This window comes from Hydrogenimonas sp. (assembly GCF_029933015.1).
GTDB lineage: Bacteria > Campylobacterota > Campylobacteria > Campylobacterales > Hydrogenimonadaceae > Hydrogenimonas.
The window spans coordinates 1-3426 of record NZ_JAOZOZ010000163.1 but is presented as its reverse complement, the minus strand read 5'-3'; the positions used below and the strand labels follow the sequence as shown (position 1 = coordinate 3426).

At 57.4% G+C, this 3426-nt stretch carries 4 protein-coding genes; 1 reads left to right on the top strand and 3 read right to left on the bottom strand.

Annotated features, from left to right (window positions below; all coding sequences use genetic code 11):
- From Q1K23_RS08675 to glmS, 3 genes are all read right to left on the bottom strand, one after another.
- On the bottom strand, positions 1–1118 hold a 1118-nt coding region (locus Q1K23_RS08675; protein ID WP_300363883.1), incomplete at its 3' end, for a glutamate mutase L.
- A complete protein-coding gene (locus tag Q1K23_RS08670; RefSeq protein WP_300363882.1) occupies positions 1115–2476 on the bottom strand; it encodes a methylaspartate mutase in 1362 nt (453 codons plus the stop codon). The genes Q1K23_RS08670 and Q1K23_RS08675, both read right to left, overlap by 4 nt.
- A complete protein-coding gene (gene glmS / locus Q1K23_RS08665) occupies positions 2473–2880 on the bottom strand; it encodes a methylaspartate mutase subunit S (protein ID WP_300363880.1) in 408 nt (135 codons plus the stop codon). The genes Q1K23_RS08670 and glmS overlap by 4 nt, the downstream gene beginning before the upstream one ends.
- Before the next feature lie 90 nt (positions 2881–2970).
- Here glmS and rraA point away from each other — a divergent pair.
- Positions 2971–3426, top strand: a 456-nt coding sequence (gene rraA / locus Q1K23_RS08660) for a ribonuclease E activity regulator RraA (RefSeq protein WP_300363879.1), incomplete at its 3' end; no start/stop codon positions are given.

Genomic DNA, 3426 nt, shown 5'->3' with positions numbered 1-3426 from the left:
ATCTGGTGGAAGTGGAGCAGTTTTTTGTAGAAGAAGCCGACGATCTCTTCGGCCTCCTCCTGGCTCAGGAGTTTGGTGATGCCGCCCGTGAGGACGATGCTGTTGAGGTTTTCGAGTTTGAGTTCGATATAGTCGGCGTGGTGTCTGGAGACTTTGTAGAGCACCAGAAAGATCGCCAGCTGCATCAGTATCTTCGTCGCCTTTTCGCTCCGTTCCTCCAGGATGTTTTCGGTCACGCCAAGATGGTTCAGCAGTTCGAAGACGAATTCGTTCTGCCTGGCCGTGTGGATCAGGCTCTCGCGGGATTTGTAGACCCCCAGCTTCTTGAAGACGAGCCGGTCGTAGCCCCCTTCGCCCACGATGTTGTCGCTCACCAGGTCGCGACTGTAGTGGATGTCGGTCGTCGCCCCGCCGATGTCGATGACGATGTAGGGGTCTGCGACGTCGAGCTTCTCCTTGACGTGGGGGAGGGCCAGGTTGACGACGTAGGGGGTGGAGTAGATCTGGTTGGCCGTGATGTGGTAGAGCTGTTTGATGTCTTCCTTGCCCATGATGTCGGCCTGGTAGAGGTCGGTCAGGTAGGTTTTGAGCTCCCCCTCGTTGATCTTGAGCCGGTCGGTGATGATATTGTCGAGGATCACGAGATGGTCGATATGGTCGGCCAGATAGTCCCGGTCGTCGGCGCTGCCCACGTAGACGATGTTTTCGTAGTGGACCTTTTCCAAAAATCCGAAGAGCCTCTCGTCGAAGATGCCGCCGACCCCGTCGATACCGCCGACGACGATGACGACATCCACCGTCTCCAGCGGGGCCGTGGCGCTGTCGATGTCGGGGTAGAGTACCGTATCGATGATGTTGATGCCCGAATTGAAGGCGATGTTGACGGCGTATTTGAGGCTGAAGGAGTTGCTCAGGCCTATGATCAGCGTGCTGAGCCCGCCGTTGGCGGAGCTGCAGATGCGGATCTCGTCGGGGGAGTGTCTTTTGATCAGGTCGCCGCATTTGTCCATCAGATCGTCGAAGATGGGCCGGCCGAAATCCCGGAAGTATTGGCGGATGGTGCCCTCTTCGGCCACTTTGAAGTAGGTGCTGCCGATGTCGAAGAGAAGTCTGGTCATAGCATGATTCCGATGTCTTTGATGATTTTGTCGACCACCCTCTCACCCTCTTTGAGGGCGATTTTCGAGCGCTCGTAGGCGAAGCTCCGGTCGGAGATCGGGAGTTTTCCCCGTTCGAGAATGCGGATGTTCTGATTGGGGTCGCGGATCGTGATCACTTCGTTGGCGTTGATGATGTGGGGCGAGAAGGGGATCTCGATATGGCCGCGCTTGATGGCGTTGAAGACTTTGCGCCAGAGGGTGTCGGCGGGGTCGTTCAGCACCGCTTCCATGATCTCGTCGACCATGTTGGTGAGATTCTCCTCCTCCTCTTCGTCGCGCACTTTCGGCAATCCCCGGAGCATTCCCAGCGTATATTTGACGCTGGCGACGGCCCGGGCGTTGGCCTCTTTGGTGGGGATGCCGAAGGCTTCGTTGCGGGTTTTGGTGATGATCTTGTCGGCGCCCACCATCGCCGCGATGACGGTGGAGGCGGTGATCAGGGCGTCGGAGTACTCCTTGTTGTAGGGGAAGGCGCCCATCCACTGGTGGTAGACCAGATGGATGTCGGCGTCGTGGAATCCGAACATGTCGGCGTATCGGCGCGAGAGTTTCATCAAAACGTTGGCCGTCACCACGTCCTGGATCATCGAACCGCTCTGGGAGAAGCTGACCGAGAAGGATTTGACTCCCTCCTCCAGACTCAAAAGCATCTCGATGATCTGGATGACGATGACGATGACCGGAGGCTGGAGCGTGGCGCTGAGAGGTCCGAAGGATTCGCGGTTGATCGGTTCGTTGTATTCGGAGTAGAGGGCGCACACCTTCTCCACGTACTTCCAGTAGAGAAAGGCTTTGTCGAGGGGGAAGTTCTTGGAGTAGGGGAGAAGGTAGGTGATGGGGCCTCCCTCGATCTCGAAGATTCCCGAAGCGAGCGCCATCTCCACCAGCAGCCTGGCGTCGGGGGTGCCGTGGCGCAGGCTCACCGGCGTGTCGAAATGGGTGATCATCTTTCTCGTCGTGCGGTAGCCGTGGTTGATGAGGGGGTAGCCGTTGAGCATGTCCACGTCGTTCTCTTCCGAAAGGGCCAGCATCTTTCTGGCGGTGGCGTAGTCGTTGAGACGGGTGTTCGAGTCGATCGTCAGCGGCAGGATATCGACGCCGGCGGCCTTGAACTCCTCGTAGAGCCGAAAGACCTTCTCGTAGGTCGGAAAACCGCCCCTGGGCTGCACCTGCATCGCGTCGGAAGTTTTGAAGCGGTGGGAGATGAAAAGCTCTTTGCTGGCGTTTCTGACGAACTCCTCGATCTCGTCGAAGTCGAAATGGTCGACATATTCGTTGCGGGTGATGATCTCCCGTTCGCGGCGGAAGAGACTCATACGCTCTCCTTCAGGAAGGCTTCGAGTTTGTCGAGCCCCTCGTTGAGGTCCACCTGATGGAAAACCAGATCGAAACCGTATCCCTTGAATTTGGGCACGAGCGTCGTCGGGTCCATTTCGCCGACGCCCAGATTGCCCCCGATCATGAAGACGACGCGCTTTCTGAAACGGTACGATTTTTTGAGAATCTGCAGGTCCCGGCACCACCCTTCGGCTTCGCCGTTGAGGGAGGAGATGAGCAGGACGTCGGCGTCGGTTTCGACGACGGCGTCGAGGAACTCTTCGAGATAGGTGTTGACACCGAGATTGAAGACGGTAAAACCGCGCTCTTTGAGAGAGATTTCTATGAGACGGTTGGCGACGACGTGGATGTCGTTGCCGACCACTCCTGTGACTACTTTCATCCGGATTCTTCTTCAGTGGGAAATTATGAGTGATATTCTATCCAAATCATGGATGTTTTTGAGTATAATTTTCCGAAAAAAGGCGAAAAAATGAAATTCTTCACGGCGGATATCTGCGACGAGTGCAAAGAGAAGGTGCAGGTGCTCGATCCCCTTTTCAGGCCCTATGGCGGCGCGACGAGCTGTTACGGCCCCATCGTGACCCTGAAACTGGAGAGAAACAACACCGAGCTGATCGCGCTGCTGAAGGAGGAGGGGCACGACCGCTTCATCGTCGTCGACGTCGACGGGGCCTACGAGGCGGTGGTGGGCGAAAACCTTATGAAACTGGCCCACCACAACGGGTGGGCCGGGATACTCGTCCACGGCTATGTCCGCGACATCCACGTCACCACGACGATTCCGGTGGGGCTCTGGGCGCTGGGGACCTGCCCGCGCAAGAGCTTCGAGCACAATCCGGCCCGGCGTGACGTGGAACTCTCCTTCGCGGGAGCCGTTTTCCGAAACGGCGACTATCTGCTGGCCGATCGGGACGGTATCATCGTC

What these genes read in the sequence shown, in the direction of transcription:
- Q1K23_RS08670 (WP_300363882.1), bottom strand. Translation starts at nt 2,476, where the DNA reads ATGAGTCTCTTCCGCCGCGAACGGGAGATCATCACCCGCAACGAATAT.
- glmS (WP_300363880.1), bottom strand. Translation starts at nt 2,880, where the DNA reads ATGAAAGTAGTCACAGGAGTGGTCGGCAACGACATCCACGTCGTCGCC.